The 20,291-nt window shown below is 69.6% G+C and carries 21 protein-coding genes; 16 read left to right on the forward strand and 5 right to left on the reverse strand.

What is annotated here, in order from left to right; all coding sequences use genetic code 11:
- Window positions 1-223 precede the first annotated feature (223 nt).
- A complete protein-coding gene (locus BN971_RS13150) occupies window positions 224-1,162 on the forward strand; it encodes an alpha/beta hydrolase (protein WP_085182591.1) in 939 nt (312 codons plus the stop codon).
- Here the strand turns inward: BN971_RS13150 and BN971_RS13155 are convergent.
- Window positions 1,159-2,889 carry a CocE/NonD family hydrolase gene (locus BN971_RS13155; protein WP_085182590.1) on the reverse strand — a complete coding sequence of 577 codons (1,731 nt, stop codon included), beginning with the start codon at window positions 2,887-2,889 and terminating at the stop codon, window positions 1,159-1,161. The genes BN971_RS13150 and BN971_RS13155 overlap by 4 nt on opposite strands.
- Window positions 2,890-2,951: 62 nt before the next feature.
- On the opposite strand from BN971_RS13155, the gene BN971_RS13160 reads away from it, so the two are divergent.
- The 7 genes from BN971_RS13160 to BN971_RS13190 all read left to right on the forward strand — a co-directional run bounded on the left by BN971_RS13160 (window position 2,952) and on the right by BN971_RS13190 (window position 9,239).
- The gene (locus tag BN971_RS13160) at window positions 2,952-3,551 is read left to right on the forward strand and encodes a TetR/AcrR family transcriptional regulator (RefSeq protein WP_090350152.1); all 600 of its coding nucleotides are present in this window, start codon (window positions 2,952-2,954) and stop codon (window positions 3,549-3,551) included.
- 73 nt (window positions 3,552-3,624) lie between these two features.
- Complete coding sequence (locus BN971_RS13165) at window positions 3,625-4,311, forward strand: M15 family metallopeptidase (protein WP_085182842.1); 687 nt, start codon at window positions 3,625-3,627, stop codon at window positions 4,309-4,311.
- A gap of 57 nt (window positions 4,312-4,368) precedes the next feature.
- A complete protein-coding gene (locus BN971_RS13170; RefSeq protein WP_085182841.1) occupies window positions 4,369-5,175 on the forward strand; it encodes a methyltransferase domain-containing protein in 807 nt (268 codons plus the stop codon).
- An 85-nt stretch (window positions 5,176-5,260) separates the two neighbouring features.
- The gene (locus BN971_RS13175; RefSeq protein ID WP_085182589.1) at window positions 5,261-6,838 is read left to right on the forward strand and encodes a methylmalonyl-CoA mutase family protein; all 1,578 of its coding nucleotides are present in this window, start codon (window positions 5,261-5,263) and stop codon (window positions 6,836-6,838) included.
- On the forward strand, window positions 6,839-7,267 hold the full coding sequence (locus BN971_RS13180) for a cobalamin B12-binding domain-containing protein (RefSeq protein WP_085182588.1): 429 nt from the start codon (window positions 6,839-6,841) through the stop codon (window positions 7,265-7,267).
- On the forward strand, window positions 7,252-8,208 hold the full coding sequence (locus tag BN971_RS13185) for an LLM class F420-dependent oxidoreductase (protein ID WP_085182587.1): 957 nt from the start codon (window positions 7,252-7,254) through the stop codon (window positions 8,206-8,208). The genes BN971_RS13180 and BN971_RS13185 overlap by 16 nt, the downstream gene beginning before the upstream one ends.
- A complete protein-coding gene (locus BN971_RS13190; protein WP_085182586.1) occupies window positions 8,208-9,239 on the forward strand; it encodes a CaiB/BaiF CoA transferase family protein in 1,032 nt (343 codons plus the stop codon). The genes BN971_RS13185 and BN971_RS13190 overlap by 1 nt, the downstream gene beginning before the upstream one ends.
- Before the next feature lie 39 nt (window positions 9,240-9,278).
- Here BN971_RS13190 and BN971_RS13195 read toward each other — a convergent pair whose 3' ends face one another.
- Window positions 9,279-10,184, reverse strand: coding sequence for a LysR family transcriptional regulator (locus BN971_RS13195; RefSeq protein WP_169718645.1), 906 nt, complete (start codon window positions 10,182-10,184; stop codon window positions 9,279-9,281).
- A gap of 145 nt (window positions 10,185-10,329) precedes the next feature.
- Here BN971_RS13195 and BN971_RS13200 point away from each other — a divergent pair, with 145 nt between their 5' ends.
- Window positions 10,330-11,235 carry an SDR family oxidoreductase gene (locus BN971_RS13200; protein WP_085182584.1) on the forward strand — a complete coding sequence of 302 codons (906 nt, stop codon included), beginning with the start codon at window positions 10,330-10,332 and terminating at the stop codon, window positions 11,233-11,235.
- A 4-nt stretch (window positions 11,236-11,239) separates the two neighbouring features.
- Window positions 11,240-12,157 carry an LLM class flavin-dependent oxidoreductase gene (locus BN971_RS13205; protein WP_245837014.1) on the forward strand — a complete coding sequence of 306 codons (918 nt, stop codon included), beginning with the start codon at window positions 11,240-11,242 and terminating at the stop codon, window positions 12,155-12,157.
- Between the two features lie 46 nt (window positions 12,158-12,203).
- Here the strand turns inward: BN971_RS13205 and BN971_RS13210 are convergent, their stop codons facing one another.
- Complete coding sequence (locus BN971_RS13210) at window positions 12,204-12,518, reverse strand: DUF4286 family protein (RefSeq protein ID WP_085182582.1); 315 nt, start codon at window positions 12,516-12,518, stop codon at window positions 12,204-12,206.
- A 22-nt stretch (window positions 12,519-12,540) separates the two neighbouring features.
- Window positions 12,541-12,852 (reverse strand): 2Fe-2S iron-sulfur cluster-binding protein, encoded by a 312-nt coding sequence (locus tag BN971_RS13215; RefSeq protein WP_245836996.1) that lies wholly within the window; start codon window positions 12,850-12,852, stop codon window positions 12,541-12,543.
- A gap of 159 nt (window positions 12,853-13,011) precedes the next feature.
- Here BN971_RS13215 and BN971_RS13220 point away from each other — a divergent pair, with 159 nt between their 5' ends.
- Genes BN971_RS13220 through BN971_RS13235 form a run of 4 tightly spaced genes read left to right on the forward strand, consistent with a single transcriptional unit; the run spans window position 13,012 to window position 17,204 of the window.
- Window positions 13,012-14,415, forward strand: coding sequence for a class I adenylate-forming enzyme family protein (locus BN971_RS13220; protein WP_085182581.1), 1,404 nt, complete (start codon window positions 13,012-13,014; stop codon window positions 14,413-14,415).
- Window positions 14,393-15,307: an acyl-CoA dehydrogenase family protein gene (locus BN971_RS13225; RefSeq protein ID WP_085182580.1), complete on the forward strand. Its 915-nt coding sequence runs from the start codon at window positions 14,393-14,395 to the stop codon at window positions 15,305-15,307. The genes BN971_RS13220 and BN971_RS13225 overlap by 23 nt, the downstream gene beginning before the upstream one ends.
- On the forward strand, window positions 15,294-16,379 hold the full coding sequence (locus BN971_RS13230) for an acyl-CoA dehydrogenase family protein (protein WP_085182579.1): 1,086 nt from the start codon (window positions 15,294-15,296) through the stop codon (window positions 16,377-16,379). The genes BN971_RS13225 and BN971_RS13230 overlap by 14 nt, the downstream gene beginning before the upstream one ends.
- A gap of 57 nt (window positions 16,380-16,436) precedes the next feature.
- Complete coding sequence (locus BN971_RS13235) at window positions 16,437-17,204, forward strand: enoyl-CoA hydratase/isomerase family protein (RefSeq protein ID WP_085182578.1); 768 nt, start codon at window positions 16,437-16,439, stop codon at window positions 17,202-17,204.
- Between the two features lie 2 nt (window positions 17,205-17,206).
- Here the strand turns inward: BN971_RS13235 and BN971_RS13240 are convergent, their stop codons facing one another.
- On the reverse strand, window positions 17,207-18,070 hold the full coding sequence (locus tag BN971_RS13240; protein WP_372511853.1) for a proline iminopeptidase-family hydrolase: 864 nt from the start codon (window positions 18,068-18,070) through the stop codon (window positions 17,207-17,209).
- Between the two features lie 180 nt (window positions 18,071-18,250).
- On the opposite strand from BN971_RS13240, the gene BN971_RS13245 reads away from it, so the two are divergent.
- Window positions 18,251-19,390: a thiolase family protein gene (locus tag BN971_RS13245; protein WP_085182577.1), complete on the forward strand. Its 1,140-nt coding sequence runs from the start codon at window positions 18,251-18,253 to the stop codon at window positions 19,388-19,390.
- Window positions 19,391-19,397: 7 nt separating this feature from the next.
- On the forward strand, window positions 19,398-20,285 hold the full coding sequence (meaB, locus tag BN971_RS13250; protein WP_085182576.1) for a methylmalonyl Co-A mutase-associated GTPase MeaB: 888 nt from the start codon (window positions 19,398-19,400) through the stop codon (window positions 20,283-20,285).
- Window positions 20,286-20,291 lie beyond the last annotated feature (6 nt).

Genomic DNA, 20,291 nt, shown 5'->3' on the forward strand with positions numbered 1-20,291 from the left:
CATCCTTACCACGGCAACGACAACGGCATGCCGCAAACGGCGGTGGTCGGTCGGCGCCACGCCCGACGTGCGATGCTGCCTGCGAGCGGCCGGCGCTAACATCGCTCACAACTGTCGTAATGGATATGGCCACGCTTTCTTCAGTGACGATTTCCGGGCGGACGTGTTGCGCCGGGCAAATGAAAACTCAAGCCGGAGAAGACGACCGAATAAGGAGACGAGGATGGCATACGCTTTCGACCCGGAATTGGCGGAAGTGGTGCCCCTGCTGCCGACCCTGGACGGTTCCGATCCCGCGGCCGCCCGCGCGGCTCTGTCGGAGATGATCGCCCAATTGCCCGCGCCGGACGCCACGGGCGTGCAGCACGAGGACCGCGTAATTCCGGGTCGCCCCGGCGACCCCGACGTTCCCATCCGCGTTTACCGCCCCGACGAGCGTCGTGCACCGGCCGCCGTCTACAGCGTCCACGGTGGCGGGTTCATCGCAGGTGACATCGAGACCGAACATGCCTCGAATATCCGGCTGGCGCGCGAACTGGGCATCGTCGTCGTCGCCGTCGATTACCGGCTCGCTCCGGAGACACCGTTTCCCGGGCCGCTGGAGGACGTCTATGCCGGACTCGTATGGACCGCCCAGCACGCGGACGAGCTCGGCGTCGACGCCGGGCGCATCGCCATCTACGGGGTCAGTGCCGGAGGCGGGTTGTGCGCGGCCTTGGCGCTGCTTGCCCGCGACCGCAACGGTCCCCGAATCGCCTTTCAGTTCCTGTCGGTGCCCGAGCTCGACGACCGCCTCACCACGGCCAGCATGACCGCCTTCACCGACACTCCGTTGTGGAATCGTCCCAATGCGGTCGCCAGCTGGGACCACTACCTGGGTCCGGGCCGCGCCGGCACCGACGACGTGTCCAGCTATGCCGCGCCCGCGCGCGCGACCGATCTGGCCGGTCTGCCGCCGGCGTACGTCTCGGTCATGCAGTTCGACCCGCTGCGCGACGAGGGCATCGCTTACGCCCTGGCCATGCTGGCGGCCGGCGTGACCGTCGAACTGCACTTGTTCCCCGGCACTTTCCACGGTTCGGCCCTCGTCCCGCACGCGGCCATCTCCCAGCGCGAGCAAGCCGAGGCCGTCGCCGTGCTGGGCCGCGCCCTCGCCCTTTAATCGAGGGGCGGCCGGTCGAGGACCGGCAGCAGCAGCCGCGACGACGAGCGCACCGTGTTCAGGCTCGACGTCCCGACGCCGGCGTGGCGGAAGTTCATGATCGCCGGGGTGGCGGGGTCCTGATCGTCGCCGGTGAGCACCAGCCGGATCCGGTGGCCCGCTTTGAACCGTCGCGCGTTGGGCACCAACGGAATTCGGTACGTCACGTCCTCACTCACCGGCACTCCCCGCGGGTTGCGGCACGGCAGCGCCGGAGCGCCGGGCCGGCTCGCGGCCTCGTCGACCTCGCGCATGCTGGCACGCAACCAGCCGGCGGTCACGTCGGTGGTCTCGCCGTCGGGAGCCTCGTCCTGCAGCGTCACCATCCACGCGGTGTCGATGGCCGTCGCCGCGGCCACCAGCCGCAGCTCGACGTCGCCGATCACGTCGACGTCCTCGCTCAGCGGCGCGGTGCTCCAACGGAGCGTCTTCGGTGGATCGATGTCGCTGGCCTTGACGCGGCCCAGCCCGGGGCCGAGCACCATGAACGCGCGGTTGCCGGGCTCGCCTTCGTCGGCGTCCAGCCTTCCATCGGCGCGCAGGGCGAATTCGCGATGCGGGGTTTGCGACGGTGGCCACGCGTCGGCCGTGCGCCACTCATCGGCGCCGGGCAGGAAGTACCGGATCGGTGGCCCCTCGGTGATTCCGGTGTCGCGGCCCTTGAGCCAGTGGTCATACCAGGCCAAGGCCTCGGTGTGCATGCTCTCCCAGGGCCAGGTCAAACCGAATCGACCCAGCATGCCCATGCGGACACACGCCTTGTGCGGCAACGCTTTCCACGCGGCGAACGTCGACGGCAGGTGCAGCGGCACGTTCTCCCAGTCGCAGCCGAGATACACCGGAATGTCGATGTTCTCGAGCAGCGGCAGCAGGTTTCGCTCCTCCCACCACTCGTCGCGTGCCGGGTGTTTGACCGCGGCCTCGAGCCACAAATCGTCCCACGGATGCGGATCGTGCGGCAGCCGCAGCAGCTGACGCAGCATCGTCATCGCCGCCTCGCCGTTCAGGGTTGCGAATTTCCGGTGCAGCCGTGGGGTTTTCAGCACGCGGCGCGCCAGGCCGACGAGATTGCTCCGCCAGAGTTCGTCGCTGCGCTCGGAGGTCAGGCCCATCATGGCCAGGAATGGCGTGACAAAGGACGAACTGAGCAGTCCGTGGTGGTTCGCGCCCTCGTACAGGTCGGCCGTCACGGCCAGCGGAAAGATGGCCTTGAGGTGCGGAGGCCGCTCGACGGCGGCCTCGAGTTGGGTCATCGCGAAGTAGCTGATACCGATCATGCCGACGTTCCCGTCGCACCAGGGCTGCGCCGCGACCCACTCGACCAGGTCGTACATGTCGCGGCGCTCCTGGGCGTCGAAGAAGCCGAAGGTGCCGCCCGATCCGCAGGTGCCGCGCAGGTTGGCGATCACGTGCGCATAGCCGCGCGGCACCCAGAAGTCCGTCACGCCGGCCTCGATGAAGCCGGCCGGGGCGCCGAAGTCCTGCATCTGCCGTGGATACGGCGAGGCCGCCAGCAGCGCGGGGAACCGGCCGTCGGAGTCCGGCCGGTGCACATCGGCCAGCAGGGTGGTCCCGTCGCGCACGGCGATCGCGGTGTTGATGTCGGTGCGCGCTGCGTAGGTGGGCGCGCTGAGGTTGCGGTATTGCCGTCCGGTGGTCTGGGGGCCGTTGAGGATCGCGGTGGGCATAGTTTCACGCTACGTTGAGATTAGTCTCAACGCAAGATGAGACTCCGCGGTATGGTGGGGCGGTGCCGAAGCGATCGATCGCTCCTGGGCCGCGCGACGAACGCGGCGTCCTGGCGGCGCGCATCCTGGCGGCCGCGCGCGCCGAGTTCGCCGAGCACGGCTGGGCTGGCACGGCGATCCGCGCGGTGGCCCGGGCCGCCGACGTCGACCCGGCGCTGATCTACCACTACTTCGGGTCCAAGGAGGGCCTGCTGGACGCGGCCACCGCGCCGCCGCAGAAGTGGCTCGATGCGGTCGCCGAGACGTGGGCGACCCCCAGGGCGGACCTGGGCCGGCGGCTGATCCGCACCGTCCTGGACAGCTGGACCGACGAGGACATCGGCCCGGTCATGCGCGCGGTCGTGTTGACGGCGGCCCACGAGTCCCGGACCCGCGAAAGGCTGCGGCTGATCGTCGAGCGCGGCCTGATCGGCGGTTCCACCGTGGGCGACGACGAACAGGACCGGCTGCGCCGCAGCGGCCTGATCGCCAGCCAGCTCATCGGGTTCGCGTTGTTGCGCTACGTCTGGCAGATCGAGCCGATCGCGTCGATGCCCGATGAGGAGGTGGTGGCCGCGATGGCGCCGAACCTGCAGCGCTACGTCGACGGCGACCTTCGCTAGCCCACCGCCGCACCTCGGCGCGCAACCGGTGTGGCCGGTGGGATTCGAGGTTGCGGGCCCGCACAATGGCCAGATGTTTCGGTGTTCCTTCACGCTCACGGCTGCGACGCTCCTCGCCGTCGGCGCGGCCGCGCCGGCCTACGCCGACGTGCCGCCCGTCAGCGACGCCGCCCGCGCGGCCGGCTTCGTCGACGTGCGGACGGTCGTGCCCGACGCCGTGATCGACCTGAGGTACGCCACGACCAACAACTTCACCCACACGCAGCTGTATCCGTCGGACGCCCGATGCCTGGTGCACCAGTCCATGGCGCGGGGCCTGGCGACGGCCGCGAACGCGCTGCGGCCGCAGGGCCACCTGATGGTGTTCTGGGACTGCTACCGGCCGCACGACGTTCAGGTCAAGATGTTCAACGTGGTGCCCAACCCGGCCTGGGTGGCCCGGCCCGGCCAGTATGCGCACAGCCACGAGTCGGGGCGTTCGGTGGACGTGACCTTCACCAGCGTGCAGCCGGATTGTCCGGCCGACCGGCATGCGGACGGACTCTGCCTGGCCGACATGGGCACCGACTTCGACGACTTCACCTCGCGTGCAACGGCATACGCGACCCAAGGGGTCAGCGCCGAGGCTCAGGCCAATCGGGCCAGCCTGCGTGACGCGATGAAGTACGGCGGCCTTTCCCCGTACTCCGGTGAGTGGTGGCACTTCGACGGTCCCGGGGCCGCCGTCGATCGCCCGATACTCGACGTGCCCGTCGATTGATCTCACAATCTGAGACAGACATCTCGAAATATGAATATCCGCGGTACGCTTCGCGGCATGAACGAGGCGCACCGATACACCCACGGGCACCACGAGTCGGTGCTGCGCAGTCACCAGCGACGCACCGCGGAGGACTCGGCGGCCTACTTGCTGCCCCACCTTCAGCCAGGCTCGTCCGTGCTCGACATCGGGTGCGGCCCGGGAACGATCACCGCCGACCTGGCCGCGCGCGTCGCGCCCGGGCCGGTGCTGGCCGTCGACCAGGCCGCCGACGTCCTCGACGTCGCCCGCGCCGAGGCGGAAACGCGTGCGCTGTCCAACGTCTCGTTCGCGACCGCCGACGTGCACGCGCTGGGCTTCCCCGACGACTCGTTCGACGTCGTGCACGCGCACCAGGTCATGCAGCACGTGGCCGATCCGGTCCTGGCGCTGCGCGAGATGAAACGCGTGTGCCGCCCGGGGGGAATCGTGGCGGCCCGAGACGCCGACTACGCCGGCTTCATCTGGTTTCCCCGCTTCCCCGAGCTGGACCTGTGGCTGGACCTCTACGAGCGGGCGGCCCGCGCCAATGGGGGCGAACCCGACGCCGGCCGGCGGCTGTTGTCGTGGGCCCGGACGGCGGGGTTCGACGACATCACGCCCAGCGGCAGCGTGTGGTGCTACGCCACCCCCGAGACGCGGGAGTGGTGGGGCGGGATGTGGGCCGACCGCATCCTGCGTTCGGGCGTGGCCGATCAGCTGCTGCGGTCGGGCCTGGCCACTGCCGCGCAGCTCGGGGAGATCTCCGCGGCATGGCTGGCCTGGGCGGCCGCTCCCGACGGCTGGCTGTTGATGCCGCACGGCGAAATCCTCTGCCGAGCCTGAGCGCGGGCGGGCCTCAGAGCCCCATTTGCCCAGCTCAACACGATGGTATTGGCATTCTCTTTTTTGGCAAGTACGTTATTCATCGATGGATAACGCTGCGCAGACACCATCCGGCGTTCCGCTTGCGCCGGTGTACGGACCCGGGGATATCACCGCGTCGCCCCCGCCGCCGGGGGAGTTCCCCTTCACGCGGGGCAACTTCGCGTCGGGCTACCGCGGCAAGCTGTGGACCTTCCGCCAGTACTCCGGTTTCGGCACCGCCGAGGAGTCCAACCGCCGCTATCGCTACCTGCTGGATCAGGGCGGCACGGGGTTGTCGGTGGCGCTGGATCTGCCCACGCAATGCGGCTACGACTCCGACGATCCGGAATTCGGCGAGGAGGTCGGCCGGGTCGGGGTCGCAGTGGACACCCTGGCCGACTTCGAGATCCTGTTCGATTCCATTCCGCTGGACAAGCTCAGCACCAGCATGACCATCAACGGGACGGCGGCGATCCTGCTGGCGTTCTACGTCGCCGCCGCCGAGCGAAAGGGCATACCGAGGGCCAAGCTGACCGGCACCATCCAGAACGACATCCTCAAGGAGTACGCCTCGCGGGGCACCTGGATCTGGCCGCCGGAGCCGTCGCTGCGGTTGATCGCCGACACCATCGAGTTCTGCGCGGCGGAGGTACCGCGGTTCAACGCCATCTCGGTGGCCGGGGCCCACTTCCGTGATGCCGGGGCGAACGCGGTGCAGGAGATGGCGTTCACGCTGGCCGACGGCGTCACCTATTGCGACACCGTGGTGCAGCGCGGCCGGATGACGATCGATCAGTTCGCCCCGCAGATCTCGTTTTTCTTCTACACCCACGGCGACTTCTTCGAGGAGATCGCCAAATACCGTGCGGGACGGCGGCGTTGGGCGACCATCGTGCGCGAGCGCTACGGTGCCAAGACGGACAAGGCGTCGATGTTCCGCTTCGGTTGCGTGTGCGGCGGCGCGTCGCTGTATGCCCCCCAGGCGCAGAACAACGTCGTCCGGGTCGCCTACGAGGCGATGGCGGCGGTGCTCGGCGGCGTCCAGTCGATGTTCACCGCTGCCTGGGACGAGCCGTTCGCGCTGCCGACCGAGGAGTCCACCACCCTGGCGTTGCGCACCCAGCAGATCCTGGCCTACGAAACCGGCGTGGCCAACGTCGCCGACCCGCTCGGTGGCTCCTACTTCGTCGAAGCGCTCACCGACGCGACCGAGGCCCGCATCGTCGAGATCATGGACGACCTCGAGCGCCACGGCGGGATGGTCAGCGCGATCGAGGACGGATACCTGCAGGGCCTGATCGCCGACGAGGCCTATCGGATGCATCAGGACATCGAAGCCGGCGCCCGTCCGGTGGTCGGCGTCAACCGGTTCGTGTCCGAGGAACCCGAGCCGGACGTGGTCACCTACGAACTCGACGCCGAGGGCCGCGACCTGCAGCTAAAACGGCTCTCCAAGGTGAAGGCCGAAAGGGATTCGGCCGCGGTGCAATCCACTCTTGCGGCGTTGTCGCGCGCCGCCGAGGGTAACGACAACCTGATGCACAAGCTGATCGACTGCGCCAACGCCTATTGCACCGTCGGCGAAATGGTCACCGCGCTGAAAAAGGTGTGGGGCGAGTTCCAGCAACCGGTGGTGTTCTAGATGGCCGTTCGTGTTCTCATCGCCAAGCCCGGTCTCGACGGGCACGACCGCGGCGCCAAGATCGTCGCCCGGGCGCTGCGCGACGCCGGATTCGAGGTCATCTACACCGGCATCCGTCAGCGCATCGAAGACATCGCATCCATCGCCGTCCAGGAGGACGTCGCCGTCGTCGGGTTGAGCATCCTGTCCGGGGCGCACCTGGCGCTGACGGCTCGCACCATCGAGGCGCTGCGCGCCGCCGACGCCGCCGACATCGCCGTCGTCGTCGGCGGGACGATCCCGCACGCCGACGTTCCCAAGCTGTTATCCGCCGGTGCCGCAGCGGTTTTCCCGACCGGAACGCCGCTGGACGTGCTCGTGCGCGACATCCGCGCGTTGACCGGTGAAGCACAACTATCAGCCCCGGAGGAATCGTGCGCGTCGGAGTGATGATCGGCGCCGAGCGGGGCGATATGGCCCGCAAGGTGAGCAAGCTGGCCGCCGATATCGAATGGGCCGAATCCGCGGGGCTGGACACCGCGTGGATGCCGCAGGTTCCTGACGACTTCGACTGCCTGACCATGGTGTCGCTGATGGCCGCGCACAGCTCGCGCATCGAGCTGGGGACGGCGGTGGTCCCGCTCCAGGCGCAGCATCCGATCGCCCTTGCCCGCCAGGCTCTCTCGACTCATGCCGTAGCCGGTGGACGGCTGGCGCTGGGCGTCGGCCCCTCGCATCATTGGATCGTCCGGGACATGCTCGGGTTGCCGTATGAGAAGCCCGCCGCCTACACCCGCGACTACCTGCACGTACTCGGTGCCGCCATTGCCGGTCCGGGACCGGTTGACGTCGAGAATGATTCGTTCTCGGTGCACAATCCGATGGCGATCGGTGCCGACACCCCGATGCCGGTGCTGGTCGCCGCGTTGGGGCCGGTGATGCTGCAGATTGCCGGCGAACTCGCCGACGGCACCGTGTTGTGGATGGCGGATGAGCGCGCGATTGGCGAGCACATCGCGCCGAAGATCACCAAGGCCGCCGCGGACGCCGGGCGCCCAGCACCGCGGATCGTCGCCGGCATTCCCGTGTGCCTCTGTGCGCCTGCAGAAGTCGAGGAGGCCAAGGAGCGGGCCAACCGCATCCTGGGCGAGGCCGAGGTGTCACCGAACTATCAGCGCCTGCTCGAACGCGGCGATGCCCGCGATGTCGGCGATCTGTGCGCGGCCGGCGACCCGGAACAGATTCTGCGACGATTCCGCCGCTTCGCCGACGCGGGCGTGACCGACCTGTCCGTGCGGTTGCTGCCGATCGGTGACAACCGGGAGGAACTCGTGGCCTCCAAGCGCCGCACCCGCGAGATGATCGCCTCGCTGGCAACGGAATTGCGGTGATGGTGGCGGCGCCGCTGACGGGGATCCGCATCCTCGAGGTCGGCACCATGCTGGCGGGGCCCTACGCCACCATGCTGCTCGCCGACCTCGGCGCCGAGGTCACCAAGATCGAGCCGCCCGGCGGCGAGATCTCCCGGGGCGTCGGGCCCAGCTACTTCGCCAGCCTCAACCGGAACAAGTCCAGCCTCTGCCTGGACCTGAATTCCGAAGCGGGACAACGGCGCCTGGGTGAACTTGTGACGCAGGCGCACGCGCTGCTGGTGAACCTCAAGCCGTCAGCCATTCGCCGCCTCGGCCTCACCTACGACGCGCTGCGCCGGCACAACGAGCGGATCGTCTGCGTCGCCATCACCGGCTTCGGACTGCACGGCGGCGACGACCCGGCGTTCGACTACGTGGTGCAGGCCGCGACCGGCATCGCCGCCCTCACCGGCGACCCAGACGGCCCGCCGACGTTGCCCGGCTATTCTTCGGCCGACAACTCCACCGGGATGTGCGCGGCGCTGGGCCTGCTGGCCAAGATCGTTTCGGGCACCGGCGGGCAGGTGGACGTGTCGCTGCGCGACGTCATGCTGTCGCAGCTGAACTACCACGCCTCGGCGTACCTCAACGACGGCGTCGAGCCGCAGCGCCGACCGCATGGGGCGCACTCGTATTACGTTCCAGCGCAACTGTTCCCGACCGCGGACGGGCATCTCGCGCTGTTCATCACCCACGACGGCTTCTGGAAGTCCTTCGCCGCCGAAGCGGGCATCGGCGGCTTCGAGACGATGGCCGAACGGGTGCAGCGCCGCGACGAGGTCCTCGCCGTCGTCACCGCGATGCTGGCCACCGACACGGCCGCGAGCTGGGAACGGCGGCTGCGTCCCCTGGGGGTGCCGGCCGCCGCGGTCCGGACGCTGGCCGAGGCGCTGCAGGCGACTCCGGAAGTCGTTGTGGCGGCGGGGGACTTCCGGCTGGTCGGCAGCCCGATTCACGTATCGGGCTACGCGCCCGAATACCGACCGCCGCCGAAGCCGGCCGAGGGCTGACCCGCCGCCGGTGCGGCGTGCCCGCACCTTCCCGGCGCCCTAGGACCGGAGCGGACCGGTGAGGTGCGCCTCGGCGAGTTTGCTGAACGCCGCGACCAGGCGGCTGCGGTCCCCCGCGCGGGTCGCCAGCGCGACATGGCTGGGCTCGACACCTTCCAGCGGAATTGTGGTGATGTCGGGACGCAGGCTGTTGCCGTGGAAGCCGGCCATGACGGCCACGGCCTGGCCGGAGGCGATCAGCTCGAATTTGTCCTCCAGCGCTTCGATGAACGGGCCGTCGGGTGCCCGGCGCCCATCGGGGCGGGGATCGATGCGCCAGAACGCGCTCCATGCCGGGTCGGAGTGCCGCACGCGCGGCATGGGCTCGTCGGCGATGTCGTCGACAGTGACCGATTCCCGGCCGGCCAGGCGGTGGTCGATCGGCACCGCCAGCACCCGCGGCTCGTCGTAGAGGATCGTGACGTGCAGCTGGTCGGTCGGGAACGGCAACCGGGTAACCACCGCGTCGACCCGATGGTCGAGCAGGGCGTCGCGCGCGTGCCCCCAGTCCAGGTGCAGCACTTCGACGTCGGCGTCGGGATGTTCACGGCGCAGCTCCCGGACTGCCGGCGTGACGATCATGCCCGTGGTGTAGCCGATCGCGATGCGGCTGGGCTGGGCGGCGGCCCGGGCCAGTGCCGCGGCTTGGGCCGCCGAGCGCAGCAGCCCCTTCGCCCGCGGCAGGAATACCTCACCGGCCTCGGTCAGCGAGGTGCCCTGCGGGGTGCGGTGCAACAGCCGGACCCCGAGCTGCTGCTCCAACCGGCGGATCTGGCGGCTCAGCGAAGGCTGCGCGACACGGAGGGCGGCGGCCGCGCGGCCGAAGTGCCGGCGCTCGGCCACCGCCACGAAATACCCGACCAGCCGCAGGTCGAGATCCACCTCAGGCAATGCCGAATCGGTCACCCGGTCATCGTAGCTCGGCCCCCTCGAGCGGCTCTGGTCAGCCACGATGCGTAAATTGCATCGCGCCATATGGAATAGGACTTGGACAGACAAACCTGAGCGCGCCTTGACTGGGATTCGAAGGAAATGCGAAGGGAGCCAAACCATGCACGTCTTTGTCACCGGCGCGAGCGGACATATCGGTTCTGCGGTCGTCGACGAACTACACGAGGCCGGGCACCGGGTCACCGGCCTGGCCCGCTCGGAGGAATCCGCTGCCGCCCTGGCGGAGAAAGGTGCCGCCGTGCACCGGGGCGACCTCGACGACCCGGACAGCCTGCGGGCCGGCGCCGCGGCCGCTGAAGGCGTCATCCACCTCGCCTTCCGGCACGACTTCGACGACTTTGCGGGCGCTGTGGAGACCGACCTGCGGGCCGTGCAGGCGATGGGCGAGGTGCTCGCAGGTACCGGTCGGCCCTTCGTCAGCACCTCGGGAACGCTCCTCCTCGCCCTGCTGGGCTCGGGGGCGGCAACGGAACAAGACACCCTGCCCGGCGGGCCGCGAGTCGACGCGGAGAACGCGGTGATCGCGCTTGCCGAACGGGGCGTGCGGTCGTCGGTCATCCGGCTGTCGCCGCTGGTGCACAGCAACCTGGATCACCATGGCTTCGCCCACCACCTGATCAACACCGCGCGGGAAACCGGCGTCTCCGCCTACCTCGGCGACGGCTCCAACCGCTGGCCCGCCGTGCATACGCTCGACGCGGCGCACCTTTACCGGCTGGCCCTTGAAAATGCGCCTGCGGGAACACGTCTGCACGGGGTAGCCGACGAGGGCGTGCCGTTCCGCGACATCGCGGCCGTGATCGGCCGCCACCTGGGCGTGCCGGTAGTCGGCATCCCCGCTGAAGAGGCCGCCCACTTCGGCTTCCTGGCGCTCTTCGCGGCCCTGGACAACCCGACGTCGAACGCGCTGACCAGAAAGGAACTCGACTGGAATCCCGAAGGCCCCGGGCTGCTCGCGGACCTCGACGAGGGCCACTACTTCACGGATCCGGGACACCGTGGCTGATGGCGTGGTCGAGGCGGCACGCCGGGCGCTGGGACCGGTCGGCGCCTGCCTGCCGGTCTCCTTCACCAGCGCTCCGCCGGTCGATCTGCTGCGGGCGGCGGTCAGCCGACTGGACAGCGCCGGATACCGCGCGACGTGGACCAACGAGGTCATCGGCAAGGACGCCCTGATCCAACTCGCCACGCTTCTGTCAGCCAGTGAGCGAATGGTGTTCGGCACGTGCATCGCGAATATCTGGGCCCGGCCGGCGCAGACCATGCATGCCGCGGCCGCCCAACTGGCGCAGGCGTATCCGAACCGGATCGTGCTCGGCCTCGGGGTCGGTTACCCCGAGCAGGCGGCCAGCGTCGGCCAGGAATTCGGTCGCCCCCTGGCAACCATGCGTGACTACCTGGATCGCATGTACACGCCCACCTGGCCGCCGGCGCCCGACGTGGCCTACGCCCGGATCGTCGCCGCGAACGGCCCCAAAATGCTTGCGCTGGCAGGCGAATTGGCCGACGGGGCATTTCCCGCCGGGCTGCCCGCGCAATTCACGGCACAGGCGCGGCGGGTGCTCGGGCCTGACAGGCTCCTGGTCGTCGGGCTATCGGTGGTCAGTGACATCGAGGCCGCGCGGCAGTCGGTGTCGGCCAGGCTGGGCGCACCGTCCTACGCGTCCAGGCTGGCGGAGCTGGGCTACTCGGCACGCGACATCGACGAGGTGAGTGACCGGCTGGTCGATTCGCTTGTGGCGCACGGCAATCCGACCGACGTCGCGATCGCGGTGCGCGAGCACCTGGTGGCCGGCGCCGACCACGTCACGCTCCTGCCGCCCGTCGGCGGTGAGTTCCGGGCAGGCATCGAGCGGCTGGAGGAGGTGGGCTCGGCGCTGGCCAACCTCGACGCGGCGCGCGCGGGCCCGTCGGCGCGGCTCCGCTGACCAACCGCGTCTGGGGAGCCGCCGAGTTGCACTCCCGATCAGGCGGTCAGCCGCCGCACTCCGTCGTCAGCTCGAGCAGCCGTGGGATCGGCGGCGGGTCCAGTTGCAGCGCGTCGGACATGTGCAGCTGGCCCGCGCTGGCCATCATGTTGTCCAGGATGGCCTGCAGATCGTCGCCCTCGACCTCGTAGATGGCCACGTACGGGCCGTCGCCGTCGACCGGGCGAAACCGGCGGGCCGAGACGAATCCGTCGAGCGCCACCAGCTCGCCCAGGTGGACCTCGTCGTACCAGGTGTTGTATTCCCGGTCGCGCTCGGACGAACTGGGTCGGCTCTCGACGAGGATGATGCCCTTGGCCATCGGCCACCCCTTACGTGAACTGCTACTCGTAGCGCACCGTGATCGAGGGGGTGTCCGGTACGCCCTGGCACGTCAGAATGTAGCCCTCGGTCACCTCGTCTTCGTCGAGGGCGTCGTTGGCCCGCATGGTCGCGTGCCCGTCGATCAACTTGGCCATGCACGTCCCGCAGTTGCCGGCCTCGCAGCTGAACGGCGGCTGTAGGCCGGCCCGCCGCGCGCTTTCCAGCAGGGTTTCGCCGGGTACGCGGGGCACGGAGACCTTCTGCCGGTCCAGCAGGATGGTCACGGTGCCTAGATCGGTGCCCGGCTGCGACCCGTTTGACGGTTCGGTCACCCGTGAAGTCCCCTCGATGTCCGCGGCGACCGTCCCCGTGACCGCCCGCTGACGCGCATTTGTGTTCTTCGCATTAGAGAATACTATTCTCACAGAAAGATAGGATCTTCTCAACTGTGCGGATGCCGGGCCGGTGCGGCCCGCGGGAAGGGCTGGGACGTGACCGAGCCGGTGGCGCTCGTGTTCGAGGAACGGCGATTCAGCCTGCCAGAACTCGATGTCCTGGCCGACGCGTGGTCCGCCACCCTGATGCGGAGCGGTGCGGCGCCGGGTCGACGCGTCGCGGTCATGGCCTCCACCCGGCCGGAGTTCGTCGCCGCCCTGCTCGGGATCTGGCGACTCGGCGCGACCGCGGTGCTGATCAGTCCGGCGTGGAAACGGGACGAGGTCGACCACGCGCTCGCGCTGACGAACCCCGTGCTCGCGGTCGGGGACCAACCGGTGCTGGCCGCCCTGATGCCGATGCTGCATTTGGACGAACCCACCGCCGCCGCTGGGCCGCTGCCCGGTCCGCCGCGGCCCGGCGCCGACGCGGTGCTGGTGTTCAGTTCCGGGACCACCGGCATGCCGAAGGCGGTCCGGCACACCCACGCGTCCCTGGACGAGGCCGTTCGGCACTGGCGGCAAGCCCTACGGTTGACGGCCGGCGACCGCATCCAGGTAGCCACGCCTCCCTCCCACATCCTCGGCCTGCTCAACATCCTGACGGCGCTGCGAACCGGCGCCCGGATGCGGCTGCATCGTCGCTTCGACATCGACCAGATGCTGCAATGCATCGAAACAGACCGCATCACAGTCGAAATGGCGGTCGCGCCGATCGCCCTGGCCATCGCGTCGCATCCTGGCCTCGAGTCGTACGACCTGTCGTCGCTGCGCTTCATCATGTGGGGGGCGACGCCCGTCAGCGCCGACGTCGCCCAGAGCGTCACCCGCCGCACGGGCATCGGTTGGTTGCCCGCCTACGGCACCACGGAACTGCCGGTGATCGCCTGCAATCCGGTCGAAGGCGCGCGGCTCGACTCGGTCGGGCGGCCGGTGCCCGGGGTCGAGGTGCGGGTGGTTTCGCCGCAGACCGGCCGGCCTGTCGACGCGGGGGAGGCCGGCGAGATCCAGGCCCGCTCGGCGTCGCTGATGGCGGGCTACCTGCCCGCGTCCGCGACCGCCGAGGCGGTGCACGACGGCTGGTACCGCACCGGGGACGTCGGCCGGCTCGACGAGGACGGGTGGCTGCGGATCACCGACCGCCTCAAGGAGATGATCAAGGTCCGCGGGTTCCAGGTCGCCCCGGCCGAGATCGAGACGGTGCTGCACGGCCACCCGGCCGTTCGCGACTGCGCGGTGTTCGGCGTTCCCGACGGGCTCAACGGCGAAGCCGTCGTCGCCGCGGTCGCGGCGTGCGCGCCCGTCGACGCCGCCGAACTGACCGCACGGGTGGAACAGAGGCTGGCGTCCTACAAGCGCGTGAGCCGCGTCGTGTTCGTGCCCGAGATTCCGCGCCTGCCCTCCGGCAAGGTGCTGCGCCGAAAGCTCAAGGAGCAATATGGATGTACGTCTGACATCTGAGCAACGGCAACTCCGCGACGCCGCCGCCAAGCTCGCCGACGACCTCGGGCCCGCGGCGGTCGGAGACCTCGATGACCAGAATCGAATCGCGCGGCTGGACAAGCAGATCACGCAGACCGGCTGGCGATCGCTGCGCTCCGACGGCGCGTCGGGGGTCGAGGTGGCGATCGTCGCGGAGGAATTCGGCAGACGCGCCGTCGACGCACCGTTTCTCGGCCCGATCCTGGCCGACGACCTCGCCCGCCGGGTCGGCGAGGACGCCCAGGGCGAGCTCCCGGCCACCATCGCCGTCGACGGCCGGGTCATCGACGCCCGCGGGGCCCGGCGTGCACTGACCTTGTGCGGCAACATAGTTCAGGGGACCGGGCTCGGCCCCGCCCGCGTCGGCGCCGACCTGACCCGGTCTGAAGCGGACACGCTCGGGCCGCCGGAAACGCTCGGCGAGCTGAGCCCGGCGGCCGCCGCCCAGTGGCGCGCGCTCGCGCTGGTCACCACGACGGCCGACCTGGTCGGAACCGCCCGCGGCGCCCAGGCCGTCGCCTGCGACTACGCCAAGATCCGCGAGCAGTACGGCAAGACGATCGGTTCGTACCAAGCCGTCGCGCACCTGCTGGCCGAAAGCCTGGCGCTGATCGAAGGTTCGGTGAGCATCCTGCGCCACGCGGCGTGGGCGGTGGACGAGTTGCCGCCGGCCGAGGCCATCCGCGCGGCCCAGATCGCGAAGGTCTACTGCGCCCGCGCCGCCCGCACCGTGTGCGAGACCGCGGTGCAGGTGCACGGCGGCATCGGCAACACGTGGGAATGTCTGGTGCACGTGTATCTGCGGCGCGCGCTGACCTCGACCGAACTGTGGCCCGTGACGCTGAAGGAGATCGACTTTGGACTTTCGTGACTCACCCGACGAGGCCGACTTCCGGGCGCGGCTGAGGGCCTGGCTTTCGCGGCACGCCAAGGACTTTCCGACTTCCGGCGAGGAGTACTGGGCGCGCCAGGCGCAGTGGCATCAGGCCCTCTACGCCGGCGGATTCTTCGGGCAGTCGTTCCCCGGCGAGTACGGGGGCCGGGACCTGCCGCCGGTCTACGACGTGATCGTGGACGAGGAGCTGGCGCGGGCCGGCGCCCCGCCCCGGCCCAGCGTGGGGTACCTGGTCTACGGGATCGGCAGGCACGCGAGCGAACAACTGCGCCGGCGATTCCTGCCCGGCATCATCAACGGCACCGAGCGGTGGTGCCAGGGCTTCAGCGAGCCGGGCGCCGGATCGGATCTGGCGTCGCTGACGACCGCAGCCCGGCGAGAGGGCGACTCGTACGTCATCCACGGGCACAAGATCTGGACCAGCTATTCCGACGTCGCCGACTACTGCCTGCTGCTGGCCCGCACGGACACCGAGGCCAAGCGCCACCGCGGCTTGTCGGCCTTCATCCTCGACATGAAACAGCCGGGGGTGCAACAGCGTCCGCTGCGCATGATCAACGGGGTCACCAACGAGTTCGGCCAGGTCTTCTTCGACGGCGCGACGGTGCCGGTCGACCGGATGGTCGGCGCTCCCGGCGACGGCTGGGCGGTCGCGATGACCGTCGTCGGACACGAGCGCGAACCGTCGACGCTGGGCTATGCGGCCCGCTACGGCAAGCTCGTCCGAAGTCTTTTCGCGCGCAGCCCCGATCCGTCCGACGAGCTGGCCTGGGCGGCGGTCCAGTCCGAGATGCTCACGCATCACGTGCGGCGGCGGTTGTCCGAACAACTCGACGGGGTCTCGCACGGCCCGGAGGGGTCGCTCGACAAGCTGCTGATGACCTGGGTCGAGCAATCCGTCGGACACGCCGCGCTGGCGGTTGCGGGAACCCGCGACCCCGACCTGTTGGGCGCCTACCTGTACAGCCGCGCGCAGAGCGTCATGGGCGGAACCTCGCAGATACAGAAGAACATCATCGCCTCGCGAATCTTGGGATTGTCGGAGTGATCGCGAACGCGGCCGAAGCCCGGGTGAAGCGGGTCACGAACTTAAAAGGAGTCTGACATGTACGACATGCCCGCCGAAATCGACGTCCGCGCCGACGGCGCACTGCGGATCGTCACCCTCAACCGGCCGGAGTCCCTCAACTCGGTGAACGACAGCCTGCACGTCGGCCTCGCGCGGCTGTGGCAGCGATTGACCGACGACCCGACCGCCCGCGCCGCGGTGATCACCGGGGCCGGCAGGGCGTTCTCGGCCGGCGGAGACTTCGCGTATCTCAAGGAACTCTCGGCCGACGCCGACCTACGCGCCAAGACCATCCGGGACGGCCGCGAGATCGTGCTGGGCATGGCACGGTGCCGGATTCCGGTGGTGGCGGCCGTCAACGGCCCGGCCGTGGGACTGGGCTGCAGCCTGGTCGCCCTGAGCGACATCGTCTACATCGCCGAGGACGCCTACCTTGCCGACCCGCACGTACAGGTGGGGCTGGTCGCCGCGGATGGCGGCCCCCTGACCTGGCCGCTGCACATCAGCCTGCTGCTGGCCAAGGAATACGCGTTGACCGGAACCAGGATTCGCGCGCAGCGAGCCGTCGAACTCGGGCTGGCCAACCACGTGGTGGCCGATCCCGTCGCGGAGGCGATCGCCTGCGCCAAGAAGATTCTTCAGCTGCCGCAGCAGGCGGTCGAAAGCACCAAGCGGGTGCTCAACATTCACTTGGAGCGGGCGGTGCTGGCCAGCCTCGACTACGCGCTGTCCGCCGAGCACCAGTCGTTCACGACGGAGGACTTCCGCTCGATCATCGAAAAGCTCAACGCGGACAAGAACTGAGCTCACCCGGGGTCGTGCAGCGCCAGGAACTCCCGCATCACGCGATCGAACTCCCCGGGCTCCTCGATGAAGGGCATGTGGGCGCTGGCCTCGAACAACGCGAAACGTGAACCCGGTATGCGCCGGTGCATTTCGGCCATGTGCTCGGGCACGCACTGGTCGTGCCTGCCGGCGACGATCAGGGTCGGCACGGCGATCTCGGGCAGCCGGTCGAACACGTCCCAGTCCCGGATGGTCCCGACGATGTGAAAGTCGCTGGGCCCGAACATCGTCTCGAAGATTTCGGCACCCATGTTGCGGAACGCGTCCTCGAGCTCGGCGGGCCACGGCCGGACCCGGCACATGTACAACTCGTTCCAGGTGCGGATGGCGGCCTGGTATTCGGGCGAATGCGTCGTGCCGGCCGCTTCGTGGCGGTCGATCGCGGCCTGAGTCGCCGGGTCCAGCCCGGACTTCAAGCGCGCCACCATCTTCGCGAATTCCGGTATCGACGCGATGCTGTTGGAGATGGTCAGGCTGGCGGGCGCGGACCTGACGTCCAGCGCATACTGCTGCGCCAGCATCCCGCCCCAGGAGTTGCCGAAGATGTGAAACCGGTTGAGGCCCAGCGACTTTATCACCGCGTCCATTTCGGCGACCGAGCGCTCCATGGTCCACAGTCGCGGGTCCGACGGGTGGTCCGACCTGCCGCACCCGAGCTGGTCCCAGAAGATGACCTCCCGCTCGTTCGCCAGCCGTGCCAGCGAGCGCACGTAGTCGTGCGGCAGACCCGGGCCGCCGTGGACCACCAGCAGCGGAAGCCCCGCGCCGCCGCCCACCCGCGTGGACCACACGTTCCCGCCCGGGACCGCGATCATTTCCTCCATTGCCTGCGATGCCTCCTCGGGTCGGCGAGCAGACGCAGACTCGCACATTTGGTTGCCGATAGATGTGATTCTGCGTCTGCTCGCGCGTGAAGGGCGCCTTGCAACTCCGACTCTCAGTTTGAGAGAATAGGGTTCTCGCCAAGACCCAAGCGCACTACGCTCGCCGAACTGGAGAAACCCGTGCCCGAAGCCGTCGTCGTGTCCGCCCTGCGCACCCCCATCGGCACCGCCCGCAAGGGGACGCTGCGCGATACCAGCGCCTTCGACCTGGCGCACCACGTGGTCTCCGAGGCGGCAACGGACCTCGACCCGGCCCGGGTCGACGACGTGATTCTGGGCGAGGGTCTCTACGGCGGCGGCGTGGTCGCCCGCCACGCCGCGATCACCGCCGGCCTGACGCACGTGCCGGGGCTGGCCAACAACCGGCACTGCGCGGCCGGTCAGGCGGCGGTGCAGAGCGCGGCGGCCAGCGTGCGCGCCGGCATGGACGAGCTCGTCATCGCCGGCGGGGTGAACTCGGCGTCCACATCGCCGCGCTCGCGGATCCAGGTCGACGGCGAATGGGTCGACTGGTTCCCACCGACCCACCCGGACCGGCCCGAGGCGCCCAACATGGACATGTCCATCACCGTCGGCTGGAACGCCGCGGTCAAAGCCGGCGTGAGCCGCGAGGAGATGGATGCCTGGGCGTTGCGGTCGCACCGCAACGCGATCGCCGCCATCGACGAGGGCCGGTTCAAAGAGGAAATCGTTCCGATCCAGACCCCGCACGGCCTGTTCGCCGTCGACGAGCATCCGCGCCGCGACACCACCATGGAGAAGCTGGCCGCGCTCAAGCCGCTGCACCCCGAGATCGACGGCTTCTCCATCACCGCCGGCAACGCGTGCGGCGCCAACGACGGTGCCGCGGTGCTGACCATCGCCAGTGACCGGCTCGGGCTGCCGGCCCTGGCCACGGTCAAGTCCTGGGCGTCGGTCGGTGTCGACCCCGCGATCACCGGACTGGCGCCCGTGGAGGCGATTCCGAAAGCCCTTGTCCGCGGCGGACTTTCGATCGCCGATGTCGACCTGTTCGAGATCAACGAGGCGTTCGCGGCGATGTGCGTGGCCACCGTCAAACTGCTCGACCTGGATCCCGACAAGGTGAACGTCAGCGGCAGCGGCTGCTCCCTGGGACACCCGGTCGCGGCCACCGGCGCCCGGATGCTGGTCACCCTGATCCACGAATTGCGCCGCCGCGGCGGCGGGATCGGCGTGGCGGCCATGTGCGCCGGCGGCGGGATGGGCTCCGCGACCGTCATCGAGGTGCCCGCGCCATAATGCCCAGATGACGGTCGCCGACCTGATCGCCAGCGCGCGCAACGGATCTCCGCGCGCGGTGGGCCGGCTCCTGACGCTCATCGAGGGCGATCGGCGCGACGAGGTCTTGGCGAGCATCGGTGCCGCGACGGCGCACGCCGGGCCCGTCATCGGCATCACCGGACCGCCCGGCGCCGGAAAGTCGACGACGGTCGCAGCCCTCGTCGCTGCCTACCGGGAGGACGGGCGGCGCGTCGCGGTGCTGGCCGTCGACCCGTCGTCGCCGTTCAGCGGCGGCGCGCTGCTCGGCGACCGGATCCGGATGGCCGCGCACATCAACGACCCCGACGTCCTGATCCGTTCGGTGGCAACGCGCGGCCACATCGGCGGCCTGGCCGCGGCGGTTCCCGCGGCCATCCGCGTGCTGGGCGCCGCGGGTTTCGACGTGGTCCTGCTCGAGACCGTCGGGGTGGGGCAGTCCGAAATCGAGATCGCCGCCGTCGCAGATCCGACGATCGTCATCCTCAACCCGGGTGCGGGCGACGCGGTCCAGGCCGCGAAGGCCGGCGTGTTGGAAGTCGCCGACATCGTCGTGGTGAACAAGGCCGACCGCGAGGGCGCAGAGCAGACCGTGCGTGATCTCAGGGCCGAAACCAAGGCGCCTATCGTCAGCCTCGTCGCGGCCCGCGGCGAGGGCATCGACGATCTCATGGCCGCGATCGACGCGCATCACCGCACCGACACCCGGGAGCGACGGGTGGCCCGCGCCCGCGCGCAGATTCTCTCCCTGGCGCACACGCTGCTCGGGTCGCACCCGGGTCTGGAGCCGCTGGCCGAGTCGGTGGTCGACGGTGACCGGGATCCGTACTCGGCGGCCCGGCAATTGGTGCCACCGACCGCTGGGGACCAGGACTAACGGTCG

The sequence above is a fragment of the Mycobacterium bohemicum DSM 44277 genome (genome assembly GCF_001053185.1).
GTDB lineage: Bacteria > Actinomycetota > Actinomycetes > Mycobacteriales > Mycobacteriaceae > Mycobacterium > Mycobacterium bohemicum.

Excerpts from the sequence above, each read along its gene's own strand:
- BN971_RS13150 (WP_085182591.1), top strand. The coding sequence starts at position 224 with ATGGCATACGCTTTCGACCCGGAATTGGCGGAAGTGGTGCCCCTGCTG.
- BN971_RS13155 (WP_085182590.1), bottom strand. The coding sequence starts at position 2,889 with ATGCCCACCGCGATCCTCAACGGCCCCCAGACCACCGGACGGCAATAC.
- BN971_RS13165 (WP_085182842.1), top strand. The coding sequence starts at position 3,625 with ATGTTTCGGTGTTCCTTCACGCTCACGGCTGCGACGCTCCTCGCCGTC.
- BN971_RS13170 (WP_085182841.1), top strand. The coding sequence starts at position 4,369 with ATGAACGAGGCGCACCGATACACCCACGGGCACCACGAGTCGGTGCTG.
- BN971_RS13175 (WP_085182589.1), top strand. The coding sequence starts at position 5,261 with ATGGATAACGCTGCGCAGACACCATCCGGCGTTCCGCTTGCGCCGGTG.
- BN971_RS13180 (WP_085182588.1), top strand. The coding sequence starts at position 6,839 with ATGGCCGTTCGTGTTCTCATCGCCAAGCCCGGTCTCGACGGGCACGAC.
- BN971_RS13190 (WP_085182586.1), top strand. The coding sequence starts at position 8,208 with ATGGTGGCGGCGCCGCTGACGGGGATCCGCATCCTCGAGGTCGGCACC.
- BN971_RS13200 (WP_085182584.1), top strand. The coding sequence starts at position 10,330 with ATGCACGTCTTTGTCACCGGCGCGAGCGGACATATCGGTTCTGCGGTC.
- BN971_RS13210 (WP_085182582.1), bottom strand. The coding sequence starts at position 12,518 with ATGGCCAAGGGCATCATCCTCGTCGAGAGCCGACCCAGTTCGTCCGAG.
- BN971_RS13225 (WP_085182580.1), top strand. The coding sequence starts at position 14,393 with ATGGATGTACGTCTGACATCTGAGCAACGGCAACTCCGCGACGCCGCC.
- BN971_RS13235 (WP_085182578.1), top strand. The coding sequence starts at position 16,437 with ATGTACGACATGCCCGCCGAAATCGACGTCCGCGCCGACGGCGCACTG.
- BN971_RS13240 (WP_372511853.1), bottom strand. The coding sequence starts at position 18,070 with ATGGAGGAAATGATCGCGGTCCCGGGCGGGAACGTGTGGTCCACGCGG.
- meaB (WP_085182576.1), top strand. The coding sequence starts at position 19,398 with ATGACGGTCGCCGACCTGATCGCCAGCGCGCGCAACGGATCTCCGCGC.